Here is a 20,529-nt window from a genome sequence, read left to right on the forward strand (position 1 = left end):
GATAGGCGCTAAATCTTCAACAGCCAGAAACAAAAATGCCAGGCGCGATGCCTGGCATTTTTTTGTAGCCCATCCGACGCGCTTTGGCGAATCAGAATGGCAGTTTCATACCCGGTGGCAGTTGCATGCCAGCGGTCATGCCGGACATTTTGTCCTGGCTGTTGGCTTCGATCTTGCGCACGGCATCGTTGACGGCGGCGGCGAACACAGCCTCCAGCATCTCTTTGTCGTCTTCGCTCAAGCCTTCGACCAGGCTTGGATCGATGGTCACGCGCTTGACGTCGTGACGACCGGTCATCACCACGGTGACCATATCGCCGCCGGCTTTACCGGTGACTTCGGCGTTGGCCAACTCTTCCTGCATCTTGGCCATTTTTTCCTGCATCTGCTGTGCCTGCTTCATCAGGCCGGCCATGCCACCTTTCATCATGGGAATCACCTCAAAAGTACTTGGATAAAAACAGCGCCCGGCCCTTTTGGCCGAACGCCTTCAGTTATTAGCCCTGAGTGACCAGGGTCTCGACAGGTTCAATAGTATCGTTACGGACCACCGCACCGAACTGCTGCATCATTTGCTGGATGAACGGATCACCGTGGATCGACTCTTCGGCCTCGCGCTGACGGTTCGCACGGCGCCGGGACGCGGCCTGGGCCGGGGTTTCCTGCTCGGGCTTGATCAGTTCCATGCTCAGGGTCAGCGTACGCCCGTGAAACTGGTTCAACGCATCGTTCAAGCGACGCTGTTGAGTCGCGTTGAACAGCGCGCTGTGGGCCGGGTCCAGGTGCATCAGCCAGTGGTCACCCTCGACGGCGATCAGCGTGCAGTTGGCGGCAATGCTGCCGGTCATGCCGGAGATCGGCAGTTTCGGGAACAACTCCAGCCATTGCAACGCCAGACCGGTGGCCGGCATGGCGGCCGGCTCAGGTTCGGCTTCCGGCGCTGGCTCGGCGGTGTGTTCGCTGGCCAGTTCATCGAGGTAGCTGTAGGCCGATTCCATGTCCGGCTCGATGTAGTCCTCGTCCAGCGGCGGCTCATCGTCCAGGTCCATGCCCGGCGTCGCGGCATCGACTTCGGCCACCGACGGCTCCGGCATCGGCGTAGCGGTCCACTCGGGTGCGTCCGGCACCACGCTGTCGGGGGTCGGCAACGGCATCGGCGCCAATTCGGGTTGTTCGCTGGCAGTTTCCAGCACCGGCTCGACGGCGGGTTGCTGAACGACTTCGGGTTCGATCGGGTCGTTCCAGGGCAGATCGACGACGGCTTCGACCGGTACTGCCTCAACGACAGGCTCTGGCGCAACGACGGGCGCAACCGGCTCAGGCTCGGGCGCTTGCACTGGAGCAACCACCGCCGCAACCGGCGCAGGCGCGACGGGGGCAACTGCCGCAGTGACTACCGGCGCAACAACGGGCGCGGCAGCCACTGAATTTGCGGAATCAACTGTGGCTTGGCTGATCCCCACTGGCTTTAGCGGTTGCCTCGGAGCGTCCGTGGTGTCTGCCGGTCGGAATGCGAGCATCCGCAGCAGGACCATTTCGAAGCCACCGCGCGGGTCTGGCGCCAGCGGCAAGTCGCGACGGCCGATCAGGCCCATCTGGTAATAAAACTGTACGTCTTCGGCTGGCAGAGCCTGAGCCAGTGCCAGCACTCGGTCACGGTCGCCATGACCGTTGTCGACGCCTTCAGGCAAGGCCTGGGCGATGGCGACACGGTGCAGCACGTTGAGAATTTCCGAGAGCACGCCGTTCCAGTCCGGGCCTTGTTCAGCCAGATGACGAACGGCTTCGAGCAAAGCCTTGGCGTCGCCTTCGATCAGCGCATGCAGAACGTCGTAGACCTGACCGTGATCGAGCGTGCCGAGCATCGCCCGTACGTCGGCGGCCATGACTTTGCCTTCACCGAAGGCAATCGCCTGGTCGGTCAGGCTCATGGCGTCGCGCATCGAACCGTCGGCAGCACGCCCCAGCAGCCACAGCGCGTCGTCTTCGAACGGCACGTTCTCGACACCCAGCACGTGGGTCAAATGCTCGACCACACGCTCCGGCGTCATGTTCTTCAGAGAGAACTGCAGGCACCGCGAAAGAATGGTTGCAGGAAGTTTCTGCGGATCGGTCGTCGCCAGGATGAACTTGACGTAGGGCGGCGGCTCTTCAAGGGTTTTCAACAGCGCATTGAAGGAATGGCTGGAGAGCATGTGCACTTCGTCGATCAGGTAGACCTTGAAGCGCCCACGGCTCGGTGCGTACTGAACGTTGTCGAGCAGTTCGCGGGTGTCTTCGACCTTGGTCCGGCTCGCGGCGTCGATCTCGATCAGGTCGACGAAGCGGCCTTCATCGATCTCGCGGCACACCGAGCACTCGCCGCAAGGCGTTGAAGTGATACCTGTTTCACAGTTCAGACATTTGGCGATGATCCGCGCGATGGTGGTCTTGCCGACCCCGCGGGTACCGGTAAACAGATAGGCGTGGTGCAGCCGCTGGCTGTCCAAGGCATTGATCAGAGCCTTGAGCACATGGGTCTGGCCGACCATTTCGCGGAACGAGCGCGGACGCCATTTACGTGCAAGAACCTGATAACTCATCGAAAACCGTCGCAACGAAGGAACAGAAGCGGCTAATGCTAGCGGAGCAAGGCCAAAATTGCATCCGGTGCGCTCGTCTAATCTGGCTAAGATGGTCTTTGGGGGGCTTTGGCTCGGGTTTTATCAGCACCGGAGCGTTTATGCGGCTGGCCTTGGGGGCACTGCTGTTGATCAGCCTGAATGTCGCTGGCGCCTAGCTGCCGCTGCGCTTCGTGGTGCCCGACAGTTGGGCGATGCCAATGGTGCAACTGGACCGCGGCCACCCCACCCAAGGCATCCTGCACGACGTGATGGTCAGCCTCGCGACCCAGGTCGGCGTGCCGGCCGAATTTCACGTGCTGCCTCGCACGCGAGTGCAAAACGCCATGGAGCACGGCGAAGTCGATATCCGCTGATATGCGGCGCAGTCCTGGCAGCCGAATCAGTCCGGGGACTACATCTGGAGCATTCCACTTTGGTTTCAGCGCGACATGCTGATCAGCCGGCCAGATCCGCTGACCTCAGTGACGCCCGCGGACTTGTCGCGACAATCCATCGGCACGGTACTCGGCTACACCTACCCGACCCTGCAACCGCTGTTCGACGCCGACCGACTGCATCGCGAAGACGCGCGCAACCAGGAACAGGTGCTGGAAAAACTCCTGGCCGGACGCTATCACTACGCCGTGAGCAATCAATGGACGCTGGACTGGTTCAATCAGCGCCTGCTGCCTGGCCGGCAACTGCAAGGCGTGGCGGTTTTGCAGGAGCAGAGTGTCGGTTGTTATGTGCGCAACGATCCCAAGGTGCCCGTGCAGCGCATTTTGCGCACCTTGGTGCGGATGAAAATGTCCGGGGAAATCGACGACATTATCCGGCTCTATATTGGTGGCGAGCCCGGAGCAAGCCCGCTCCCACATTTGATCTTCATTGGCCTGACAAACGAGGTCAGGCCGTCTTATCCAGCGCCTGCCATTGCGGCGGCGCGACAAACCCCGCGACCCAGCCCGGCACTTCTGCGGGCGGCATCGGCCGGGCAATGAAATAGCCTTGAGCAACTTCGCAGCCCAGGCGCAGCAGCAATTCACCGTGCTCGATACTTTCCAGCCCTTCGGCGATCACCTGCCGGCCAAAGGCCCGGGCCAGGCCAATGACGGCCATGGTCAGGGCCAGATCATCCCGATCATTAAGGATGTCGCGCACGAACGATTTGTCGATCTTGATGGTTTGGGTTTGTAAACGCTTGAGGTAGCTCAGGGACGAATAGCCGGTGCCAAAGTCCCCCAGTGAAAACTGCACCCCCAACGCCTGACAGGCCTGTAAACAGGCACTGACATGCTGAATGTTCTCGATTGCCACCGACTCGACGATTTCCAGATCGAGCATCTGCGGGGCCACCTGGGCATGCCGGGCGAGCACGTGCTTGAGCCGGTCGACGAAATCCGCGCGCTGGAAATGTCGTGCCGCGATATTAATGCTGACGGGCCAGCCCTGCCCCGCTTGCTGCCAATGGTGCAACTGCGACAGGACCTGATCCATCACCCATTCACCAATGTCGATGATCAGGTCCGTTTCTTCCACCAGCGGCAAAAACTCCCGGGCCGGCATCATGCCGTGTTGCGGATGCTCCCAACGTAACAACGCCTCGAAGCCGACAACCTCGCCACGACGCATGTTCACCTTGGGCTGGAAATGCACACGCAACTCACCGGCAGCCAGCGCCTGGCGCACGCGCTCGACCGTCTGGTGAGTGGCCTTGACCTCCTGGTCCCGGGACACGTCGAACAAATGAAAGCGATTGCGACCGCGTTGTTTCGCCACGTACATGGCCTGATCGGCATGACGCAACAAGGTTTCGGCATCTTGATTGTCGTCGGGGAACAGTGTGACGCCGATACTGGCAAACACATTGACGCCCTTGCCATGCAGCGAGTACGGCGCCGAAATGGCGCCGAGCACCCGGTTCAACGCTGCACGCAGTTCCGGCAGATCGCGCACGTATCGCAACACCAGCACAAATTCGTCGCCGGCCAACCGTGCCACCACATCTTCGCCGCGCACAATAGTGCGCAAACGCTTGGCCACCTCGATCAACAGCAGATCGCCACTGGCATGTCCGTAACCATCGTTGACCGCTTTGAAGCCGTCGAGGTCGAGCATGCACACCGCCAGCGGGATGTTTTCGTGACGGGAGAACTCCAGCGCCTGATCCAGCAAATCCGAGAGGAACGCGCGATTCGGCAGCCCGGTCAGCACGTCATGCCCCACCCGCCATTGCAATGAATGCAGCAATTGGTGTTTTTCGCTGATGTCGAAACGAATCGAAAGATAACGGTCAACCCGTCCGGTGGTGTTATCGAGCACCGGCACCATGGTGCTGTCGACCCAATACAGGCTGCCATCCTTGGCGCGATTACAAATTTCGCCTTTCCAGACCTTGCCCAAGGCGATGGTGCGCCACATAGCCGCGAAGAAATCGGGGGAATGCAGACCGGAGTTGAGGAGACGATGGTTCTGTCCGAGCAGTTCTTCGCGGCTATAGCCGGAGACAGCACAGAACTGATCGTTGACGTGGGTGATCCGGCCGCTCAGATCGGTCTCGGAAAAAATCGCGGCAGCATCCACGGCCCTGCGGTATTTCTCATCCATGAGTCAGGCTCGCTGTGGCTAGCGGTGGTACCGCTCGACCCGTGCAGGATGCCCGGAAGAGATGTTTTTATAGGTAATGCGCAGCAACACGATATCACTCCATGAACAGTGTTTGATGGCCTCCTGACAGCAGAGATCAACTAACCTTAAAGGCCCAAAATACCCATTTTGAGCGGCAATTCTACGAAACGCATCACATTTTGCAAAGCAAGGTGATGGATCATGCAGTTGTCTAATGCAAAAATCTATCGTTAAGTTCTTGACTCTAAATGGGAATTAAGCGATGCAAATTTCAAGTTTGGGTGCGGCCATTCGGCGCTACCGGAAGGTCGCTGGGCTTACTCAGGCTGAACTCGGTGAAAAAACCGGTTTTGACCCCAAAACCATCAGCCGCTTCGAAACCGGCACCTACACCCCCAGCGTGGAAGCCTTGTTCCTGTTTGCCGATGTGCTGGGTGTGAAGCTGAAAGCCTTTTTCGCAGATTTAGGCGATGAAGATGAACAGCGGGCGTATCTGTTCGGTGTCATACATAAAGCCACCCCGAAGGATCTGGGAAAGCTGATTGCAGCGGTTGACCAGGCCTTGTCCAAGCCTTAGTGCCAGAAATAAAAAAGGCAGATTTGTCGAATCGACACATCTGCCTTTTGCTCATTCAGGTGTCTGAAAACCGCCCCATCCGGTATTGAAGATCGTGCATCGATAGTGGCCATCCGATACTCTTCGTATGAAATTAATTCAAAATGTAAGGGACTACGATGAAACACCTCCGCCCGATCCTCATGGCAGCGCTGCTGTGCGCACTTCACGCGCCCGCGCAAGCGGCCAGTACCCCTCCACCGACATCCCCCGAAGTTGCCCAGGCGCAGCAAACGCCCGAACAATTTCTCGCCACCCTGAAGCAGCAGCACGGCACCATCACCCTACCCTCCGGTATTGCAACGCTGAAACTCAATGAAGAGTTTTATTACCTGGACCCGAATGACACTGAGCGCTTGCTGACCGACGGTTGGGGCAACCCACCCGGCCACAAGACCCTGGGCATGATCATTCCAAAAGCCGTGAACCCACTGACTGCCAGCGGCTGGGGCGTGATTGTCAGCTACAAGGATGACGGGCATATCTCCGACGAAGATGCGGCAAAAATCGACTATGCCGACCTGCTCAAACAAATGCAGGAAGAGGATGAGGAAGACAATAAGGAGCGGCAGAAGCAGGGCTATGCCGGCCTGCACCTGCTGGGCTGGGCCGAGCAACCGCACTACGACGAAACCAGCCACAAAATGTACTGGGCCCGCGAACTAAAAGCCGACGACGCCGAGGACAGCACGCTGAACTACAGCATTCGAGTGCTGGGCCGCAAAGGTGTCCTGGAATTGAACGCTGTCGCTTCAATGGCAGACATGCCGATGATCAAGCAGGAATTACCCAAAGTCATCGCCTTCACCAACTTCACTGAGGGCAACCTGTACACCGACTACAACCCTGGAACCGACAAACTGGCGTCTTATGGCCTGGCGGCACTGGTGGGTGGCGGTCTGGCTGCCAAGGCGGGGTTATTTGCCAAGATCGGCATTTTCCTGCTGGCCGCGAAGAAGTTCTTGATTGTGGGGCTGGTGGTGATAGCAGGCTTTGTCCGCAAGCTGTTCAGCCGAAAACCTTAAGGTTCTGGCCCTTCCGTGCTGCCGGGTGACGCTGGCAGCGCAGGATCTGCAGGCATGACAAACCCGCTACAGGACAGCGCAGCAGACGAACAAAAATAAGGTTTTTAAAAACGAGAGGTATCGGAGGATGTTGCGCGCTCAAGTCCTCGACTCTGAGGACGTGGCGTTATGGAGGCAACCCCACCAGCCACACCCCGGCACACAATGTTCCCGCTGTGGCTGCTTCCTTCCGGATCTGACCAGGTTCACGGGTAATCGTTGCGGGGGGACCGATGGGGTCACCATAACGACGCCCGCCTGACGGCGAGCCGCGCCATTGTACCTATCTGAGACGAAGTTACAACCGTTCGGGGGGATTAAAAAATATGTGCTGCTTCAAGGACATGCACAGCCCCTGAAAAGATCGCAGCCTGCGGCAGCTCCTACCCCTGCAGCACCTCATCCGCCCGGCCACCCTCCTGCTGGATCACCAGGTGGATGAAGTGCAGCTTGGCGATCACTGCCGGCGGCAGGACGAACGGATAGAAATCCGGCTGCCCCATGCTGCGTGACAGTTCATTCAGCATGCCGGCCAGTTCGATCCACGCATTGACGAACGACAGGAAGGCCGCGCCACCGGGATGCTGTGGATCGTAGAGGCTGCTTGGGGGAAACGGCTGATAGTCGAAGTCCATCTCCCTGGCACTCATTCCGAACCCCAACGCCGTATCCACCGCGTCCATCATGTGCAGGTAGTGAGCCCAGGTTTCGGCCCAATCCTCCCACGGATGCATGGTCGCGTAGGCGCTGACGTAATGTCGCTGCCAGTCAAGCGGTGCGCCTTGCTGGTAATGCCGTTCGAGAGCGTCGGTGTAGTTGGCGCGTTCGTCGCCGAACAGGCCGCGGAACGGTTCCAGCCAATGGCCGTTGGCGATTAACCGATCCCAGTAGTAATGCCCGACTTCATGCCGAAAATGCCCGAGCAGCGTGCGATAAGGTTCGTGCATTTGCACCCGAATCTGCTCGCGATGGGCGTCGTCGGCTTCTTTGATATCGAGGGTGATCAGACCGTTAGAGTGACCGGTGGTTGGCGGTTTGCCTTCGAGGTCGACACCAATGAAATCGAAAGCCAGCCCCGTCTCTTCGTCCACGGTTTTGGGAATCACCTGCAAACCCAGGCTGACCAACTGTGCGGCCAGACGCCGCTTGGCCATTTCGACCTTGCGCCAGCGTTCGTGGTTTTCGGCAATCGACAGGTCGGGGATGGTGTGGTTCAGGCTACAGGCGATGCATAACGCATCATGGTCATTGGCGGGCAGCAGCCAATTGCACGCGGCCGGGGAATCGAGGTTGGCGCAGCGGCGCAAGACACCGGCTTCGGGATCAGCGTCGAGCAACCAGGTATCAGCCTGCATGCCGGGCTGCAGCGACGATAGGCGACTCTGCTCCGGCTGATACCCCAACGCCGCCGAACACGCCAGGCACTGGCTGTTGCGAAAAAACAGCGACTGCCCGCAGCGGCACTGCCAGACCTTGCTGTTGCGCGAGCTTTCGCCAATGAAGGGCGCGGCGATGCGTGAACTGAGCTGTTCGAAGAAGCGGTACATGGCGATCTCTCCCTGGGCTTGCCAAGACTAGATCATCCCTGCGCGAAGATCGTTCCTGCTTTTAGCGCAACGGCAACTATCGCCTTCGCGAGCAAGCCCGCTCCCACATTTAACCCGGTTCTCCCAAGGGAATGCGGTCGAATGTGGGAGCGGGCTTGCTCGCGAATGGCATCACACCGAAATATCGTGCTTACTCAGGAAGTCGACAAAAGCCTCTTCATCCAGAACCTTCAACCCCAGCTCATTGGCCTTCGCCAACTTGGAACCTGCACCCGGTCCAGCGACCACACAATGGGTCTTGGCCGATACCGAGCCCGCCACCTTGGCACCGAGGCTTTCAAGTTTGTCCTTGGCGATGTCGCGGCTCATCAACTCCAGAGAACCGGTCAGCACCCAGGTCTGCCCAGCCAGCGGCAGGCCTTCAACGACTTTCTTTTCGCTCTGCCAGTGCATGCCGAATTCACGCAGCTGTTTCTCGGCGGCTTCAGCAATTTGACGATGCTGCGCAACCGCAAAGAACTCGCGAACTGAAGTGGCCTGTTTCTCCGGCAGCGCCTGGCGCATATCCAGCCAGTCGGCGCTGAAAACCCCTTCAAGCGAACCAAACTTGTCCGCCAGTTTCTGCGCCCCTCCCGGCCCCACCGAAGGGATGTGCAACTTGTCGAGGAAACCACCCAACGTGGTGCTGGCAGCAAACTCGGCACCCAGCTCGCCCTGATCCTGAATCTGCATACCGTGCTTGAGCAGATCCTTGATCACCTGCTGGTTATGCGCATCTTCAAAGAAGCTGTGAATCTCGTGAGCCACTTCCAGGCCGACATCCGGCAAGTACGTGAGCACTTGCGGCAACGCCTGCTGAACCCGCTCCAGCGAGCCGAGAGAACGCGCCAGCACTTTGGCCGTCTCTTCGCCGACATCGGGAATCCCGAGGGCGTAGATGAAGCGTGCCAGGCTCGGCTGCTTGCTGTCTTCGATGGCGCCGAGCAGGTTCTTGCTCGACAGCTCGGCAAAGCCTTCCAGATCGACGATTTGCTCAAACGTCAGGGCGTACAGATCGGCCGGCGAATTCACCAGGCCTTCATCCACCAATTGCTCGACGCTCTTCTCGCCCAGGCCTTCGATGTCCATGGCGCGACGGGAGACGAAGTGAATGATCGCCTGCTTGAGTTGCGCACCGCAGGCCAGTCGACCGACGCAGCGGTACACCGCGCCTTCGCTGACGGTCTCGCGACCTTTGCTGCGTTTGACCAGTTGCGTGCGCTCCACATGAGAGCCACAGACCGGGCACTTCTCAGGAATCTGTACTGGCCGTGCGCTGTCCGGACGGCGCTCGATGACCACTTGCACCACCTGCGGAATGACATCGCCGGCGCGACGGATGATCACCGTGTCGCCGATCATCAGGCCCAGACGCGCCACTTCGTCCATGTTGTGCAACGTCGCGTTGGCCACGGTCACGCCGGCCACCTTGACCGGCTTCAAGCGCGCCACCGGCGTCACCGCACCGGTACGACCGACCTGGAATTCCACATCAAGCAATTCAGTGAGTTCTTCCATCGCCGGGAATTTGTGCGCGATCGCCCAGCGCGGTTCGCGGGCGCGGAAGCCCAGCTCACGCTGAGAGGCGATGCTGTTGACCTTGAACACCACGCCGTCGATTTCGTAGGGCAGCGCATTGCGGCGCTCACCGATGTCGCGGTAGTAATCCAGGCATTCAACGATGCCGTGAGCCAGTTTCAACTCATGACTGATCGGCATGCCCCAAGCCTTGAGCTGCTTGAGATTGCCAATGTGCGTATCAGCAATATCGGCCGAAATCTGGCCGATGCCGTAGCAGCAAAATTCCAACGGACGGTTGGCGGTGATCTTCGAATCGAGCTGGCGCAAACTGCCTGCCGCCGCGTTGCGCGGGTTAGCGAAGGTCTTGCCGCCGACTTCCAGCTGCGTGGCGTTGAGGCGTTCGAAACCGGCTTTGGACATGAACACTTCGCCGCGCACTTCCAGGGTCGCCGGCCAGCCGGTACCGTGCAGCTTGAGCGGAATGTTGCGCACGGTACGGACGTTGACGCTGATGTCTTCGCCGGTGGTGCCGTCGCCGCGAGTCGCGCCGCGCACCAGCACGCCGTCCTGATACAGCAAGCTGACCGCCAGGCCATCGAGTTTGGGTTCGCAGCTGTATTCCACCGCCGCACCGCCGCCAAACAAGTCGCCAGCCGGCAAGTCGAGGCCTTCAGTTACCCGGCGATCGAACTCGCGCATGTCGGTTTCTTCGAAGGCGTTGCCGAGGCTGAGCATCGGTACTTCGTGACGCACCTGAGTGAACGCCGACAGCGCCGCGCTGCCGACACGCTGGGTTGGCGAGTCGCTGGTGATCAGTTCGGGATGGGCCGCTTCGAGGGCCTTGAGTTCGTGGAACAACCGATCGTATTCGGCGTCCGGAATGCTCGGCTCGTCCAGCACGTGGTAGCGATAGTTGTGCTGATCCAGCTCAGCGCGCAGCTCTAGAATGCGGTTTTTGACGGCGGTCATGGGTGTTCTCTCATAAAGCAAAAGAGCAGCCGAGGCTGCTCAATCTCATATCATCAGGGTCAAGAGATCGCAGCCTCGTTTCACTCGACAGCTCCTACAGAAAATCGCGACCCCTGTAGGAGCTGTCGAGTGAAACGAGGCTGCGATCTTTTGACCTTAGCGCTTCTGGGTCAGGGCGCGACGTTCGAATTCAACGATGCGCTGACGGTAATGCTCAATCGTCTGGGCAGTCAGCACGCTGCGCTGGTCGTCTTTCAGTTCGCCGTTCAGTTCCTGGGACAGTTTGCGCGCCGCGGCCACCATCACATCGAAGGCTTGCTTCGGATGACGCGGGCCTGGCAGGCCGAGGAAGAAGCTCACTGCCGGTGTGCTGAAGTGGTCGATGTCGTCCAGATCGAAGACACCTGGCTTGACCGCATTGGCCATCGAGAACAGGACTTCGCCGTTGCCGGCCATGCTTTCGTGGCGGTGGAAGATGTCCATCTCGCCGAAACGCAGACCGCTTTCCAGAATGTTCTGCAACAGCGCCGGGCCTTTGAAGCCGGCGACGTCGCGGCAGATCACGCTGATCACCAGCACTTCTTCGGCTTGCGGTTGTTCCTTGTCGCTGGCCGAACTCGAAGCCTTGGTGTCATCCGGGAAATCGTCGTCACGGCTGCTGAAGCTCGGGCCACCGTCTAGGTCCAGGCTGAGGTTCATGTCGCCCTGGGAAGGCTCGCCATGGCCACGCTTGCCGCGCTTGGAACCCGACTCACGCGGTTCACGGGCAGGCATGCTCACCGACGGCAGATCGTGCTCGTCCAGTTGCGGTTCTTTATGCGTATCCAGCACGCGGGGCGGGCCCAACAGCTCGGCGCTGGTGTCCTCGTCCGGCAAGTTGGACAAACTTCGGTCGAGACGGAATTTCAGTTTCCCCTTGCCGCCGCGCATGCGACGCCAGCCATCGAAAAGAATACCGGCAATGACAATAATGCCGATGACGATCAGCCACTCGCGCAGACCGATTTCCATGTAATCCCGTGCCTCTATAAAAAATGCTGAAAAATAAGAGGTTTACAACTCGTAAACCGCTTTAAAACGTGGCGCCAACTCTATGTTCTGACAGGCGTTTTGCCCACGTATACGAAAAATTGACATTAAACTAGCACGACCAAAGGCAACTTTACACCGTCTGTCACAACGGCTTGCGCGAATATGTCGATTGGCCAGCAAGTCAGGACAGGTAAATAAGTCCTACAACTCAAAAATACCTCTCCTACAAGCGCCGACTCAGGCATCCACCATCGCCATCGCCTCCTCGACATCCACTGCCACCAGACGCGAACAACCCGGCTCGTGCATCGTCACCCCCATCAGTTGCTCGGCCATTTCCATGGCGATCTTGTTGTGGGTGATATAGATGAACTGCACCGTCTGCGACATCTCTTTGACCAGCCGTGCGTAGCGTCCAACGTTAGCGTCATCCAATGGCGCGTCAACTTCATCGAGCATGCAGAACGGCGCCGGATTCAACTTGAAGATGGCAAAAACCAGAGCCAAGGCGGTCAGGGCTTTTTCGCCACCGGAGAGCAAATGGATGGTGCTGTTCTTCTTTCCTGGCGGCTGCGCCATGATCGTTACCCCTGTATCGAGTAGATCTTCGCCCGTCAGTTCCAAATAGGCCCGTCCTCCACCGAAAACTTTTGGGAAAAGGGCCTGTAAACCACCATTGATCTGATCAAAGGTATCTTTGAAGCGGTTTCGGGTTTCCTTGTCAATCTTGCGAATCACGTTTTCGAGCGTATCCAGCGCTTCCACCAGATCGTCGTTCTGCGCATCCAGATAACGTTTACGCTCGGATTGTTGCTGGTATTCGTCGATGGCCGCCAGGTTGATCGCACCGAGACGCTGAATGCGCGCAGCAATGCGTTCGAGTTCTTCTTCGGCGTCCTTCTCGTTGGCCTCGGCCACCAGCGTGGCGAGTACGCCGTGGAGATCGTAGCCGTCTTCCAGCAACTGATCTTCGAGCGCCTTGCGGCGCACGGTCAGGGCTTGCCATTCCATGCGCTGGGTTTCCATCTGGCCGCGAATCAATTGCGATTGCTGCTCGGCCTGACTACGACGTTTTTCCGCATCACGCAATTCACGGTCAGCGTCTTCCAGAGCGATCTGCGCAGTCTTGAGTTCTTCGTCGACGGTCATGCGCTTGTCGAGCAACTCTTCGAGTTTGAGGCGCAACTCTTCAAGTGGCGCCTCGCCCTCCTCCAGATTGAGGCTGAGCTGTTCGCGCTTCTCGGTCAGGCGTTCGGACTGCATTTCCAGACGTTCCAGCGCCTGACGCGTCGAGTCGTGTTGTGCCTTGAGCGAACCCAGACGCACCGCCAGTTGATGCGCGTGATCCTTGTGCTGCCGGGCTTCCTGCCGCACCCGATCAAGTCGCTCGCGCAAGCTGTCGCGCTGAGCCAGCAGCAACTCGCGCTGCTCGGTGTCCAGCGCCATGCTGTCGAGGGCTTCCTGCAATTGCAGGCGCGCTTCGCCGATGTTTTCGTGTTCCAGAGCGCGCTGCTCAGCCAACTCGGTGAGTTCTTCGTCCAGGCGTGTACGGCGCAAGGTCAGTTGTTCGGCCTTGGCTTTGCCGGCAGACAACTGGGCTTTCAACTCACCTTGCTGACGGGCTTCGTCTTGCAGCAGACGGCGCAGATGTTCGCGACCGTTTTCCTGCTGACGCTGTTGCGCCCTGAGATTCTGAAGCTGGGTTTCCAGGGTTTCGACCGTGGCTTCGCGCTCTTCGCGCTCAAGGCCCAGACGCTGGATTTCCTGACCACGGGCGAGCACACCGCTCTCCGCTTCGCTGGCCCGGCGCACACGCAGAAAGTGTCGACCGACCCAGTAACCATCGCGGCTGATCAGGCTCTGGCCGGCGGTCAATTGGTTGCGCAGGGCCAACGCCTGTTCGAGGCTGTCGACCGGTTTAACCTGCCCCAACCATGGCGCCAGATCGATCTGCGCTTCAACTTTATCGAGCAAGCTTCCGGGCACGCGCACGCCATCAGTGGCCGGGCTGAGCAAACGCAAATCGCCTTGGGCAAAACCGGCCAGATCGAAATCGCCGAAGTCATCCACCAGCACCGCTTGCAGGTCGGCACCAAGCACGGTTTCTACCGCCAGCTCCCAACCGGCTTCAACTTTCAAGCCTTCAGCCAGACGCGGACGGTCCGCCAAATGCTGTTCGCGCAGCCATTCAGCGGTGCCGGTGCCCGGATCGAGTGCGGCTTGCTGCAAGGCTTCAAGGGAGGCGAGGCGACCGTTCAGACGCTGCAAATCGCCCTGAGCCTGCTGCTGATTTTGCAGCGCCAATTGCAGTTCCTGACGCAGTTGCTCGAGGCGTTCGACCTGGGCTTCTTCGCTGGCCTGCAAATCTTCCAGCGTCGCTTCACTCGCAGCCAATTGCTCACTGAGTTCCATGATCGCCGCGTCTTCCGGGTCCGCCGAGAGCAAGGCGCGCTCTTCACCGAGACGCTTCTGGCGATCGGCCAGGCGCTCCATGCTGGTTTCCAGCTGCTGGATCCGTGACTGCTGAACTTCGGATTGGCGACGCGGCTCGGCGGCCGTCAGGTTGAAGGTGTCCCATTGCTCTTGCCAGGCGTGCATGGTGGTTTCGGATTCTTCCAGCGCGGCGGCAGCTTCTTCGGCGGCGGCGCTGGTGACTTCCTGCTCGGGGGTGAGCATGTCCAGCTCTTCGCCCAGGGTCAGCAGCAAGGTGCGGTCGTGGCCCAGGTGAGACTCGGTTTCCAGTCGCGCGCGCTCGGCTTCTTTCAGGTCGTCCTGCAATTGGCGCAAACGCTGCTGACCGTGCTGGATACTCTGCTCGACCCGGGCGATGTCGCCGCCGACCGAATAGAAGCGCCCCTGCACCAGATTGAAGCGTTCGGACAGGTCGTGGTGCCCGTCACGCAAGCGTTCGATAGCCGCATCGGCATTGCGCTGCTCGGCCACCAACGCTGCGAAGGTGACTTCCTGATTGCCGATGATCGCTTCGCGCTGACCGACCTGTTCGTTCAACGCCTGCCAGCGCAGAGCCGACAGCTGAGCCTTGAGTTGACGCTCCTCGCCCTTGTATTCCTGATACTTCTTGGCGGCCTCGGCCTGGCGGTACAAGCGTTCAAGCTGACGCTCGAGCTCTTCGCGCAGGTCGGTCAGGCGGGCAAGGTTTTCGTGGGTGCGGCGGATGCGGTTTTCGGTCTCGCGCCGGCGCTCCTTGTACTTGGAGATGCCCGCCGCTTCTTCAATAAAGTTGCGCAGGTCTTCGGGCTTTGACTCGATCAGCTTGGAGATCATCCCCTGCTCGATAATCGAATAGCTGCGCGGGCCCAGGCCTGTACCCAGAAAGATGTCGGTGATATCGCGGCGGCGGCATTTGGTGCCGTTGAGGTAGTAGGTGGTCTGGCTGTCGCGGGTCACTTTGCGGCGAATGGAAATTTCCGCGTAGGCCGCGTATTCGCCGAGCAGGGTGCCGTCGGAGTTATCGAACACCAGCTCGATGCTGGCCTGGCTCACCGGTTTACGGCTGGTAGAACCGTTGAAGATGACGTCGGTCATCGACTCGCCGCGCAGGTTCTTGGCCGAACTTTCGCCCATCACCCAGCGCACGGCGTCGATGATGTTCGACTTGCCGCAACCATTGGGCCCGACCACCGCCGCCATGTTACTGGGGAAGTTCACCGTGGTCGGGTCGACGAAGGATTTGAACCCCGCCAGCTTGATGCACTTTAGCCGCACGCTTAAGCGTCCGTCAGGGCAGAAACCACCAGATCGCAGCTGCGCTGGGCATACGCCGTCAGCACAATGCGGATCTGCGGTAAATCACGGGCCAGCACGGCGGCGAGCAAGCGTTCGAACAGTTCGAGGAACTCGCTCATCGAGGCCTTGCGCTGTTCCAGGGCGAGGAAATACGCGCGGCTCATGGCCGGCTGCAGATTCTCGACGGTTTCCTGCAAGTACGGGTTGTGGGCGAACGGATACGCGGCGCGCATCACACTGAAGCTGTCGTCGACAAAGGTGCGAATGTCCTGACGCTCGTAGCTGGCGGTCAGACGCTGCTGGATTTGCACGAACGGCGCCATGTCGGCCTGGACTTGCCAGCCGCTGGCCACTGCATTGCCCAGCAGGATGTAAAGCTCGCTCATCAGCGTGCACAGGCTCTGGACCTTGTGAACCGTGAGCTCGGTCACGTGGGCGCCGCGTCGCGGCAGGATCGCGATCAAGTGGCGGCGCTCGAGGATCAGCAAGGCTTCACGGACCGAACCGCGGCTGACATTGAGGGCCAGCGTGACCTTCTGTTCCTGGATGCGCTCCCCGGGCTTCATTTCGCCACGAATGATGCGCTCGGCGAGGTGGTGAGCAATTTGCTCGGCGAGGCTGTCCGGCGCCTTGAACGTCATGGTTGTCCTTCAAACTCTTCGATTTGCACAAGCGGCGCAGTGTAGCGCACATGAAGGGTCATGGCGGAGTGCCCACTCGGCGGTTTTTGGCACGATTCAAGCAAAAAGCAGGCTATCCCGTGAGGGTCAATAATGAAGGAACGGGTCGTTGATCGACAAAATGCCATTTCCTGACCTTTAAGTCAGAAAATCATTGACCGCAAAGTCAGACCTGATAAATTCGGTTCAAGTCGGTTAACAACAATAATGAGTCTGCGAGGCCTTCCGTGATCCAGTTTTTACTTAACCAGGAACTCCGTAGCGAGCACGCCCTGGACCCAAACCTGACCGTGCTCAATTATCTGCGCGACCATGTGGGCAAACCCGGCACCAAAGAAGGCTGCGCCAGCGGTGACTGCGGCGCCTGCACCGTGGTGGTCGGCGAGCTGCAAACGGATGACGATGGCCGCGAACACATTCGCTATCGCAGCCTCAACTCGTGCCTGACGTTCGTTTCGTCACTGCATGGCAAACAACTGATCAGTGTCGAAGACCTCAAGCACCAAGGCGAGCTGCACAGCGTGCAGAAAGCCATGGTTGAGTGCCACGGGTCGCAATGCGGTTTTTGCACACCGGGCTTCGTGATGTCGCTGTTTGCGCTGCAAAAGAACAGCGATCAACCGGATGCTCACAAAGCTCACGAAGCGCTGGCCGGCAATCTCTGCCGCTGCACCGGCTATCGGCCGATTCTGGCTGCCGCCGAACAATCCTGCTGCGGCAAGCAAACGGACCAGTTCGACGCCCGTGAAGCCGACACCATCGCTCGCCTGAAGTCCATCGCCCCTACCGACATCGGCGAACTCAACAGTGGCGACAAGCGCTGCCTGGTGCCGCTGACCGTCGCCGATCTGGCTGACCTCTATGACGCTTATCCACAGGCTCGCCTGTTGGCCGGCGGCACGGATCTGGCGCTGGAAGTCACGCAGTTCCACCGCACCCTGCCGGTGATGATCTACGTCGGCAACGTCGCCGAGATGAAGCGCATCGAGCGCTTCGACGATCGCCTGGAAATCGGCGCCGCAACCGCCCTCTCCGATTGCTACGAGGCCTTGAAAGCCGAGTACCCGGACTTCGGCGAATTGCTGCAACGCTTTGCTTCGCTGCAGATCCGCAACCAGGGCACCCTCGGCGGCAACATCGGCAACGCTTCGCCGATCGGTGACTCACCTCCCCTGCTGATTGCGTTGGGTGCGCAGATCGTTTTGTGCAAAGGCGAAACCCGCCGCACCATGGCCCTGGAAGACTACTTCATCGATTACCGGGTTACCGCGCGTCAGGAAAGCGAGTTCATCGAAAAGATCATCGTGCCGCGTGCCAGCGCCGAACAACTGTTCCGCGCGTACAAGGTTTCCAAACGTCTGGACGATGACATTTCCGCCGTCTGCGCCGCGTTCAACCTGCGCATCGACAACGGCGTGATCGCCGACGCCCGCGTTGCCTTCGGCGGCATGGCTGCTACACCAAAACGCGCCAAAAGCTGCGAAGCCGTATTGCTCGGCGCCACCTGGAACAACGACACCGTCGAACGCGCCTGCGCTGCGCTGGCCGAAGATTTCACGCCGCTCTCGGACTTCCGCGCCAGCAAGGAATACCGCCTGCTCAGCGCGCAAAACCTGCTGCGTAAATACTTCATCGAACTGCAAACACCGCACATCGAGACTCGGGTGACCGCTTATGTCTAATCATCACGCCGTAGAGAAGACCCAGGCCGAATTGGCTGAACTGTTCGCCAAGGACCTGACCACCGGTGTCGGCCGCAGCGTCAAGCACGACAGCGCCACCAAGCACGTGTCCGGTGAAGCGCAGTACATCGATGACCGGCTGGAATTTCCGAACCAGTTGCACGTTTACGCCCGGCTGTCGGACCGCGCCCACGCGAAAATCATCAGCATCGACACCAAACCTTGTTACGCCTTCGAAGGCGTACGCATCGCCATTACGCACGAAGACGTGCCGGGTCTGAAAGACATCGGCCCATTGCTGCCGGGTGACCCGCTGCTGGCCATCGACGACGTGCAATTCGTCGGCCAACCGGTGCTCGCCGTCGCTGCGAAAGATCTGGAAACCGCACGCAAAGCCGCCATGGCCGCGATCATCGAATACGAAGATCTGGAGCCGGTGCTGGACGTGGTCGAAGCCCTTCGCAAACGCCACTTTGTGCTCGACAGCCACACTCACCAACGCGGCGATTCGGCCGGCGCCTTGGCAACCGCCGAGCATCGTATCCAGGGCACGTTGCACATCGGCGGCCAGGAACACTTCTATCTAGAAACCCAAATCTCTTCGGTGATGCCGACTGAAGATGGCGGGATGATCGTCTACTGCTCGACGCAGAACCCCACCGAAGTGCAGAAGCTCGTCGCCGAAGTGCTCGATGTGTCGATGAACAAAATCGTGGTCGACATGCGCCGCATGGGCGGTGGTTTCGGCGGCAAGGAAACCCAGGCCGCGAGCCCGGCGTGCCTGTGCGCAGTGATCGCGCACCTCACCGGCCAGCCGACCAAAATGCGCCTGCCGCGCGTCGAAGACATGCTGATGACCGGCAAGCGTCACCCGTTCTACGTCGAATACGACGTGGGCTTCGACAGCACCGGTCGGCTGCACGGCATCGCCCTGGAACTGGCCGGTAACTGCGGCTGCTCGCCGGACCTCTCGGCGTCGATTGTCGACCGTGCGATGTTCCACGCCGACAACTCGTACTACCTCGGCGATGCGACCATCAATGGTCACCGCTGCAAAACCAACACCGCATCGAACACTGCTTACCGTGGTTTCGGTGGCCCGCAAGGCATGGTCGCTATCGAAGAAGTGATGGACGCGATCGCCCGCCATCTGGCCCTCGATCCGCTGGCGGTGCGCAAGGCCAACTACTACGGCAAGACCGAGCGCAACGTCACCCATTACTACCAGACCGTCGAGCACAACATGCTCGAGGAAATGACCGCCGAACTCGAAGAAAGCAGCCAGTACGCCGAGCGCCGCGAAGCGATTCGTCGCTACAACGCCAACAGCCCGATCCTGAAAAAAGGCCTGGCGCTGACCCCGGTGAAATTCGGGATTTCCTTCACTGCCAGCTTCCTCAACCAGGCCGGTGCGCTGATCCATATCTACACCGATGGCAGCATCCACCTGAACCATGGCGGCACCGAAATGGGCCAGGGCCTGAACACCAAAGTCGCGCAGGTCGTGGCCGAAGTGTTCCAGGTGGAAATGGACCGCGTGCAGATCACCGCGACCAACACTGACAAGGTGCCGAACACCTCGCCGACCGCCGCTTCCAGCGGTGCCGACCTGAACGGTAAAGCCGCACAGAACGCAGCGGAAATCATCAAGAAACGCTTGGTTGAATTTGCCGCGCGGCAGTACAAAGTCAGCGAAGAAGACGTGGAATTCCACAACGGGCACGTGCGGGTTCGCGATCATATCCTGACCTTCGAATCGCTGATCCAGCAGGCGTATTTCGCTCAGGTTTCGCTGTCGAGCACCGGGTTCTACAAGACCCCGAAAATCTTCTACGACCGTAGCCAGGCACGGGGCCGGCCGTTCTATTACTACGCCTTCGGCGCAGCGTGCTGCGAGGTGATCATCGACACCCTCACCGGCGAGTACAAAATGCTGCGCACCGACATCCTCCACGACGTCGGCGACTCACTGAACCCGGCGATCGACATCGGCCAGGTCGAGGGCGGTTTCATCCAGGGCATGGGGTGGCTGACCATGGAAGAACTGGTGTGGAACAACAAGGGCAAACTGATGACCAACGGCCCGGCCAGCTACAAGATCCCGGCGGTGGCGGACATGCCGCTGGACCTGCGGGTGAAGCTGGTGGAAAACCGTAAAAATCCGGAAGACACGGTGTTCCACTCCAAGGCCGTGGGCGAGCCGCCGTTCATGCTCGGCATCGCGTCGTGGTGTGCGATCAAGGACGCCGTGGCGAGCCTTGGCGACTACAAGCATCAACCGAAAATCGACGCACCGGCGACCCCGGAGCGGGTGTTGTGGGGCTGTGAGCAGATGCGCCAGTTGAAGGTGGCGAAAGCCGTGGAAGCTGAAACCGAGCTGGCTTCGCTTTAGACCGAGGCG

At 59.6% G+C, this 20,529-nt stretch carries 12 protein-coding genes, 1 other RNA gene and 1 pseudogene; 5 read left to right on the forward strand and 9 right to left on the reverse strand.

The annotated features are described in order from the left end of the window. Positions 1-91 precede the first annotated feature (91 nt). Positions 92-430 carry a YbaB/EbfC family nucleoid-associated protein gene (locus ACMXYH_RS22240; protein ID WP_008028561.1) on the reverse strand — a complete coding sequence of 113 codons (339 nt, stop codon included), beginning with the start codon at positions 428-430 and terminating at the stop codon, positions 92-94. A 67-nt stretch (positions 431-497) separates the two neighbouring features. Beyond that, entirely contained in the window at positions 498-2,582 is a 2,085-nt protein-coding gene (gene dnaX, locus ACMXYH_RS22245) for a DNA polymerase III subunit gamma/tau (RefSeq protein WP_415764952.1), read from the reverse strand. Between the two features lie 197 nt (positions 2,583-2,779). On the opposite strand from dnaX, the pseudogene ACMXYH_RS22250 reads away from it, so the two are divergent. Further along, positions 2,780-3,451, forward strand: a pseudogene (locus ACMXYH_RS22250) (substrate-binding periplasmic protein); the annotation flags it as partial. A 58-nt stretch (positions 3,452-3,509) separates the two neighbouring features. On the opposite strand, the gene ACMXYH_RS22255 reads toward ACMXYH_RS22250, so the two are convergent. Further along, the gene (locus ACMXYH_RS22255; RefSeq protein ID WP_415764953.1) at positions 3,510-5,210 is read right to left on the reverse strand and encodes a putative bifunctional diguanylate cyclase/phosphodiesterase; all 1,701 of its coding nucleotides are present in this window, start codon (positions 5,208-5,210) and stop codon (positions 3,510-3,512) included. Between the two features lie 283 nt (positions 5,211-5,493). On the opposite strand from ACMXYH_RS22255, the gene ACMXYH_RS22260 reads away from it, so the two are divergent. Beyond that, positions 5,494-5,808: a helix-turn-helix domain-containing protein gene (locus ACMXYH_RS22260; protein ID WP_008146799.1), complete on the forward strand. Its 315-nt coding sequence runs from the start codon at positions 5,494-5,496 to the stop codon at positions 5,806-5,808. A 158-nt stretch (positions 5,809-5,966) separates the two neighbouring features. After that, a complete protein-coding gene (locus ACMXYH_RS22265; protein ID WP_415764954.1) occupies positions 5,967-6,872 on the forward strand; it encodes a DUF2167 domain-containing protein in 906 nt (301 codons plus the stop codon). 178 nt (positions 6,873-7,050) lie between these two features. On the opposite strand, the gene ffs is transcribed toward ACMXYH_RS22265, so the two are convergent. The 6 genes from ffs to ACMXYH_RS22295 all read right to left on the reverse strand — a co-directional run bounded on the left by ffs (position 7,051) and on the right by ACMXYH_RS22295 (position 16,407). Next, an RNA gene (ffs, locus tag ACMXYH_RS22270) (signal recognition particle sRNA small type) lies at positions 7,051-7,147 on the reverse strand. Between the two features lie 147 nt (positions 7,148-7,294). After that, positions 7,295-8,458 (reverse strand): zinc-binding metallopeptidase family protein, encoded by a 1,164-nt coding sequence (locus ACMXYH_RS22275; RefSeq protein WP_415764955.1) that lies wholly within the window; start codon positions 8,456-8,458, stop codon positions 7,295-7,297. A 171-nt stretch (positions 8,459-8,629) separates the two neighbouring features. Then, positions 8,630-10,987 carry an NAD-dependent DNA ligase LigA gene (ligA, locus tag ACMXYH_RS22280; protein ID WP_415764956.1) on the reverse strand — a complete coding sequence of 786 codons (2,358 nt, stop codon included), beginning with the start codon at positions 10,985-10,987 and terminating at the stop codon, positions 8,630-8,632. 156 nt (positions 10,988-11,143) lie between these two features. After that, entirely contained in the window at positions 11,144-11,998 is an 855-nt protein-coding gene (gene zipA, locus ACMXYH_RS22285; protein WP_129442845.1) for a cell division protein ZipA, read from the reverse strand. Between the two features lie 258 nt (positions 11,999-12,256). Beyond that, positions 12,257-15,745 carry a chromosome segregation protein SMC gene (gene smc, locus ACMXYH_RS22290; protein ID WP_415764957.1) on the reverse strand — a complete coding sequence of 1,163 codons (3,489 nt, stop codon included), beginning with the start codon at positions 15,743-15,745 and terminating at the stop codon, positions 12,257-12,259. Between the two features lie 2 nt (positions 15,746-15,747). Next, positions 15,748-16,407, reverse strand: a complete 660-nt coding sequence (locus ACMXYH_RS22295) for a GntR family transcriptional regulator (RefSeq protein WP_415764958.1) — start codon at positions 16,405-16,407, stop codon at positions 15,748-15,750. Between the two features lie 266 nt (positions 16,408-16,673). Here ACMXYH_RS22295 and xdhA point away from each other — a divergent pair, with 266 nt between their 5' ends. Next, on the forward strand, positions 16,674-18,128 hold the full coding sequence (gene xdhA / locus ACMXYH_RS22300) for a xanthine dehydrogenase small subunit (protein WP_415764959.1): 1,455 nt from the start codon (positions 16,674-16,676) through the stop codon (positions 18,126-18,128). Beyond that, on the forward strand, positions 18,121-20,520 hold the full coding sequence (gene xdhB / locus ACMXYH_RS22305) for a xanthine dehydrogenase molybdopterin binding subunit (protein WP_129442837.1): 2,400 nt from the start codon (positions 18,121-18,123) through the stop codon (positions 20,518-20,520). Before xdhA ends, xdhB begins: the two co-directional genes overlap by 8 nt. Positions 20,521-20,529 lie beyond the last annotated feature (9 nt).

Origin of the sequence: Pseudomonas frigoris (assembly GCF_047758635.1) — a bacterium.
Lineage (GTDB): Bacteria > Pseudomonadota > Gammaproteobacteria > Pseudomonadales > Pseudomonadaceae > Aquipseudomonas > Aquipseudomonas frigoris.